This is a genomic window from Mesorhizobium sp. M7D.F.Ca.US.004.03.1.1 (assembly GCF_003998635.1).
GTDB lineage: Bacteria > Pseudomonadota > Alphaproteobacteria > Rhizobiales > Rhizobiaceae > Mesorhizobium > Mesorhizobium loti.
This window is the reverse complement of the sequence record NZ_RZQG01000336.1, coordinates 1-5,971: the sequence shown is the minus strand read 5'-3', so window position 1 is coordinate 5,971 and position 5,971 is coordinate 1. Positions and strand designations below refer to the sequence as shown.

At 64.9% G+C, this 5,971-nt stretch carries 7 protein-coding genes and 1 tRNA gene; 2 read left to right on the top strand and 6 right to left on the bottom strand.

What is annotated here, in order from left to right; translation table 11 throughout:
- The 3 genes from EN935_RS18985 to EN935_RS18975 all read right to left on the bottom strand — a co-directional run.
- Positions 1 to 680: ABC transporter permease (locus EN935_RS18985; RefSeq protein WP_164771201.1), on the bottom strand; the 680-nt coding region annotated here is incomplete at its 3' end.
- Positions 677 to 1,387, bottom strand: a complete 711-nt coding sequence (locus EN935_RS18980) for an ABC transporter ATP-binding protein (protein ID WP_109668027.1) — start codon at positions 1,385 to 1,387, stop codon at positions 677 to 679. The genes EN935_RS18985 and EN935_RS18980, both read right to left, overlap by 4 nt.
- A gap of 4 nt (positions 1,388 to 1,391) precedes the next feature.
- A complete protein-coding gene (locus EN935_RS18975; protein WP_127373516.1) occupies positions 1,392 to 2,684 on the bottom strand; it encodes an efflux RND transporter periplasmic adaptor subunit in 1,293 nt (430 codons plus the stop codon).
- 101 nt (positions 2,685 to 2,785) lie between these two features.
- Between EN935_RS18975 and EN935_RS18970 the strand changes: the two genes are divergently transcribed.
- Positions 2,786 to 3,694, top strand: coding sequence for a PhzF family phenazine biosynthesis protein (locus tag EN935_RS18970; RefSeq protein WP_109668023.1), 909 nt, complete (start codon positions 2,786 to 2,788; stop codon positions 3,692 to 3,694).
- A gap of 107 nt (positions 3,695 to 3,801) precedes the next feature.
- Positions 3,802 to 3,877 (top strand) — tRNA-Lys (locus tag EN935_RS18965).
- 112 nt (positions 3,878 to 3,989) lie between these two features.
- On the opposite strand, the gene EN935_RS18960 is transcribed toward EN935_RS18965, so the two are convergent.
- The 3 genes from EN935_RS18960 to EN935_RS18950 all read right to left on the bottom strand — a co-directional run.
- A complete protein-coding gene (locus EN935_RS18960) occupies positions 3,990 to 4,247 on the bottom strand; it encodes a hypothetical protein (RefSeq protein WP_127266292.1) in 258 nt (85 codons plus the stop codon).
- 92 nt (positions 4,248 to 4,339) lie between these two features.
- Positions 4,340 to 5,350 (bottom strand): nicotinate-nucleotide--dimethylbenzimidazole phosphoribosyltransferase, encoded by a 1,011-nt coding sequence (cobT, locus tag EN935_RS18955; RefSeq protein WP_127373515.1) that lies wholly within the window; start codon positions 5,348 to 5,350, stop codon positions 4,340 to 4,342.
- 40 nt (positions 5,351 to 5,390) lie between these two features.
- The coding region (locus tag EN935_RS18950; protein WP_164771200.1) for an adenosylcobinamide-GDP ribazoletransferase at positions 5,391 to 5,971 on the bottom strand (581 nt) is incomplete at its 5' end.

Below are 5,971 nucleotides of genomic sequence, written 5' to 3'. Positions count from 1 at the left end.
ATGTAGATGTTGTCGATGTCGCGGTTGCCGGCGATGCGGCGCTGATAGGCGTGCAGAGGCATCAGGACGACATTGTCCTGGTCCTGGCCGAAGCCGGTATAGCCCTTGGGCTCGAGCAGGCCGATGATCTTGCAGGAGGTTCGGTTGACGCGGATGATCTCGCCCTCAGGGTCGCCGGCGCCGAAGAACTGCTGGCGCACCGTCTCGCCGATCAGGCACACGCCGGTGCCTGAGCGGGTCTCGGAATCGCTGAACGGGCGGCCCGACACCAGCTTCCAGTCGCGCGCATCGAGATAGGCGCTGTCGGTGCCGGTGACGCCCGAGGTCAGGCTCTCGGTGCCGAAGATGACGCGGACCTGCTTTTGCGAGGCCGGCGAAATGGCGCGCGCGCCGGTCAGGTGCGCAACGAGTGCTGCCAGGTCCTTTTCGGCCAGCGGACGCACCACCTGGTCGAGCCCGCCCGGAGCGCCGGGGCCGGCCGGACGGCCGGAGCGGACGACCAGCAGATTGCTGCCAAGCTTGGAGATGTCGGCCTTGACCTTTTCAGTGGTGCCGGAGCCGATGGTGAGCATGGCGATGACGGCGGCAACACCGATGACGATGCCGAGCAAGGTCAGGAACGAGCGCAGCACGTTGCGGCGGATCGAGCGGAGTGAGAGGCGAACGGTTTCCCAGATCATTGTGCCATCTCCAGCTTCATGGTGTCCGAGGCGACGTGGCCGTCGAGGAAGCGGATGGTGCGTTCGGCATAGTCGGCGACGTCGGCCTCATGCGTGACCATGGCGATGGTCAGGCCAAGCTCGGTGTTCAGCCGGGTCAGCAATTCCATGATCTCGTGCGTGCGTGCGGTGTCGAGATTGCCGGTCGGCTCGTCGGCAACGAGCAGCGTCGGGCGGGTGACGATGGCGCGTGCGATGGCCACGCGCTGCTGCTGGCCGCCGGACAGTTCGGCCGGCGTGTGGTGCTCGCGGCCGACAAGGCCGACCTCCGCCAATGCCTGCATGGCAAGGTCGCGGCGCTCGCGGCTGGCCACGCCGCGATAGATCAGCGGCAGTTCGACGTTTTCGGCCGCCGTGGTGCGGGCCAGCAGATTGTAGCCTTGGAACACGAAGCCGACATAGAGGTTGCGCAGCATGGCGCGGCGGTTGCGGTCGAGCCGGCCGGCGTCGATGCCCATGAAGGAATAGGTTCCGGCCGTCGGCGTGTCGAGGCAGCCGATGATGTTCATCGCCGTCGACTTGCCGGAGCCGGACGGCCCCATGATGGCGACGAATTCGCCACGCCGGATGGCAAGGTCGACGCCGGCCAGCGCATGCACCTTGGCCTCGCCCTGGCCGTAGCTCTTCCAGACCTTGTCGAAGGTGATGAGGGTCGCGCCCGCAGCCACGGCATCAGCTCCGCTGCTGCGACGCGGTGATGATTTGTGCGCCTTCTTCCACGCCCGAAAGGACCTCGGTCAGTTCGCCGTCGGTTGAGCCGATCTTGACGTTGACCGGGTGCGGACGGCCGTTCTCCAGCACATAGAGGGTGCGCGAGCCATCGGTGGGCACTGTGGCGGCCTGGCGCTGGCGGTTGCCGCCGGGGCGACCCATGCGGCCGGTGAACAGGTCGCTCAGGCTCCAGCCGCGTGCGGCCTGCTGCGCCGGGCGATAGCGGAAGGCGGTGGCCGGCACGGTGAGCACGCCCTTGGCCTGTTTGGTGACGACCGAAACGGTGGCGGTCATGCCGGGCCGCAGCAACAGCTCGTTGTTGTCGACCTCAAGCCGCGCATTGTAGGTGACGACGCCGTCGGTGGTGACCGAGGCATAGGAGATGTCGCGGATCTCGGCATCGAACGGCCGCTCGGGGAAGGCATCCACCGTGAAGCGGGCATGCTGGCCGGACTTGACGGCGCCGATGTCGGCCTCATCGACCGCTGCCACCAGTTCCATGTTCCTGAGATCGGCGGCAATGATGAACAGCACCGGCGCCTGCAGGGAAGAGGCGACCGTCTGGCCGGGATCGACCGAGCGCGTCAGCACGATGCCGTCGATCGGCGCATAGATGGTGCTGTTGGCAAGGTCGGTCTGCTGCGATTTCAGATCGGCATTGGCGATGGCGAGATTGGCCTCAGCACTGTCGAGCGCCGCCTTGGAGCGGTCGCGCGTCGCGGTCGCCGCCTCGAGCGACTGGTCGGTCGCCATGCCGCGCTTGGTCAGTGCCGCCGCGCGCACAAGCGCCTTTTCGTTCTCGGTCAGCGTCACCGTGGCGTCCTCGACATTGGCGGCCGCGCCCTTGGCGGAGGCCTCCGCTCGTTCGATCTGGACCTGCAGCTTGGTGGTGTCGAGCGCCGCCAGCACGTCGCCCTTCTTGACCTGCTGGTTCTCCTCGACCGAAACCGAACGGATGATGCCTGAGAGCTGGCTGGAAATGTCGACCTGGGTGAGGGGCTGCAGCGTGCCGGTTGCCGAGACCGCGACGGTGAGGTCGGCCTTGGCGGCAGGCACGGTGGTATAATCAATCCTGGCCGGCGAGCCGGCATACCACTGATAGGCGCCAAGCCCGGCGGCGAGCACGATCAGCGCCAGCAGCGCATGGAGCCAGCCGCGCCGGCGCGACTTGCGCCGACCTTGTCTGTCGAGCCCAAGCGCCGTCTCGATGGCGGAATCCGATTCCGTCTTTGGCAGATTGACAATCTGGTCCACGCTGGACCCCTATAATGCGCAATGTCCCTATCTGTGCACAGATCAGGCTTACTGGTTCAAATATCAAATTAAATTTCGCCCATGTTGGGATTGAGGCAGGAATGAAAACCCGGAATTACTTGCTCTACGATGTGTTTACGACCGAGCGACTGGCCGGCAACCCCTTGGCGATCGTGCTGGACAGCAAGGGATTGGACGCGGCCGCGATGCAGGCCATCGCGCGCGAATTCAACCTGTCCGAATCGGTTTTCGTGTTGCCGCCGGACAATCCAAAGCATCGAAACCGCATCCGCATCTTCACGCCCGACTATGAAATGCCGTTCGCCGGCCATCCGACGGTTGGCGCCGCGATTGCGCTGGCCGAACTGGCGGAAGAGGGCGGCGCCGGCATCTTCGTGCTGGAGGAGAATATCGGCCCGGTGCGTTGCGCCGTCAGCAAGCACGACGGCAACACCTTTGCCGAGTTCGACCTGGCGAAGCTGCCGGAGCCGCTAAAGCTCGAGGCCGATCCGGAAGCGATCGGTGCGGCCCTTGGGTTGACGCCGCACGAGATCGGCTTCGAGAATCACCGCGTCGCGTTCTGGTCGGCCGGCGTTCCTTATGTGACCATCCCGGTTGCCAATCTCGAGGCGGCGGGCCGGGTCCGGCTGGACAACCAGGCGTGGTCGGAACTGGCGCCGCGCAAGAGCGAGTGGGCCTTCGCCAGCCCCTATGTCTACTGCCGCGAGACGGTGAACCACGAAAGCGCCTTCCATGTGCGCATGATCGTACCTGGCACACCTTCCTATGAGGATCCGGCGACCGGCTCGGCGGCAGCTGCCTTTGCCGGCGCCATCATGCATTTCGACGCGCCGACCGACGGCATTTCGCAGCTATGGATCGAGCAGGGGCTGGAGATGGGCCGGCCTTCGCGCATCCGCCTCGAACTGACCGTGCAAGGCGGAAAACTGGCCTCGGCGCGCATTGGCGGCAATGCGATCAAGGTGGCGGAGGGCAAGCTGTTCGTCTGACCATCTGCGGCACTTAAGCGATTTGTCGGGAAATGATTCCGGCAGGGCTGGACAGGACCGATGGTGGCGGCTATATGCCCGCCAACGCCGGTTTTTGCCGGCCGAGTGGGTGCGTAGCTCAGTTGGTAGAGCAGCTGACTCTTAATCAGCGGGTCCACAGTTCAATCCTGTGCGCACCCACCAAATTCTTCAAAGACTTGGTGGAAAGACCCTGAAAGCGAGACGCGTTTGACGCGCCTCGGGCAGGCTGTCTGACCGTGATTCATTGACCGCGCTATCTGGATCTCTTGGCGATTCAGCCACGTTGAAAAATGCGGCTAAGAAGCCGGCCGAATCGGAAAGCAATGCTCTTTTCCCCGGCTGCAGCATCGCTAGCGCCAATTTCGTCTTTTCCTCCGGAGAAATCGCTGATGAGCCACCAGAAGAAGACCAGGAAGACAACGAAAATGCCGGTATCGATCGGGCCATGACTTGAATAGCTGCTGTGACGGAGCACAACAGCAACCGCCACGGCGATAGACACTGCAGCTGCGACGGGATGAAGTTTTTTCATCCGCAAAATCTATCTGAGAATCGCCGCTGCCGGAAGATGCTTCCTTTGTCGTGACAACGGCGTCTTTGTCGGCCGATACGGGGAATGGATAACTACTTCTCCGACACCCCCGCTTCCGCAAAGCTTGCCATGCGGGCATGACATTCCAGCGCCGAGCGGACGATGTTGACGGCGAGGCAGGCGCCGGAGCCTTCGCCGAGCCGCATGCCGAGATCGAGCAGCGGCGGCAGGCCGAGCGCTTCGAGCAGCCCGCGATGGCCTGATTCGGCCGAAACGTGAGCGGCGATTGTGTGGGCGAGGCCGGTCGGGTGCAGCTTTGCCAGCGGGGCCGCGGCGGCGGTGCAGACAAAGCCGTCGAGCAGCACGGGTATGCCGAGATAGCGGGCAGCCAGCGTGGCGCCGAAGATGGCGGCGAGTTCGCGGCCGCCGAGCGCGGCAGCGATAGCAAGCGGGTCGGCGAGGGTGGCCGCGTGACGCTTCAGGCCGGCTTCGATGGCGACGACCTTACGCTTCAAGCCGGCGTCATCGACGCCGGTGCCGCGCCCGGTCCATTTTTCCGCACCGCCGCCGAACAGGGCTGCTGAGATGGCAGCCGCCGGCGTCGTGTTGCCGATGCCCATTTCACCGAAGCAGATCAGGTCGAGATCTTTTGTCACCGCGTCGTAGCCGGCGGAGACAGCCGCGAGAAACGCCTCTTCGTCCATTGCCGGTACTTGCGTGAAATCGCCGGTCGGATGGTCGAGATCGAGCGGGATAACGTCGAGTTCGGCACCTGCCATGCGGGCAAGCTGGTTGATGGCGGCACCGCCGCCGGCGAAATTTGCCACCATCTGCACGGTCACTTCCGAGGGATAGGCCGAGACGCCTTGCGCGGTGACGCCGTGGTTGCCGGCGAAGACGAAAACCTTGACGCGGTCGAGTTTCGGCATGTCGCGGCCCTGCCAGCGCGCCAGCCAGGCGGCGATGGTCTCCAGCCGGCCAAGGCTGCCTTGCGGCTTGGTCAGCGTGTCCTGGCGGCGTGCGACCGCGTTTGCAGCGGTATCGCTGCCGGCCGGCAGTTCGAGGCAGGCGGCGCGCAGTTCTTCGAGTGATTTGAAGGGCATGGGGGTAAAGTCTCCGAAAGGGAATCAGGCCAAAAGGGAATCAGGAAAGGGCTACGGAAGCGACGAGCAGCACCGCGATTTCGCTTGCCTGCTGCAGTGCGCCGATCGTGTCGCCGGTCTGGCCGCCGATCTGGTTGAGGCAAAGGGCGCGGAATGCGGCAAACAGCAGGCCAAGCAGGATGAGCGCGAAAACGGCGCCGCCGAGCCCGAGCAAGAGGAGCGGAATCGCGCCGAGCACGGCGCTGGCTGTTGCCGTTTCGACCGAGACAGTGCCGGCATCGGCCGAGAGGCCGTCGATCCGCGCTGGGGGTAAGAGATGCATGAAGGCGCCAAGCAGGCCGCGAGAGGCCGCGTGCGCGGCCAGGAGGGCAAACAGCGCCTGTGTAGGCTCGACGAACTCCGACAGCGCGCTCCAGCGGATCAGCAGTGACAGGCCCAGCGCCGCCGCGCCATAAGCGCCGATGCGGCTGTCGCGCATGATCTCGAGTTTGCTGCCGCGTGATTTGCCGCCGCCAAAACCGTCGGCGACGTCGGATAGCCCGTCCTCATGCAGACAGCCGGTGGTGAGCAGAGTTGCCACAAGCGCGAGGGCCGCCGCCGGCCCCATGGCAAGGCCAAACC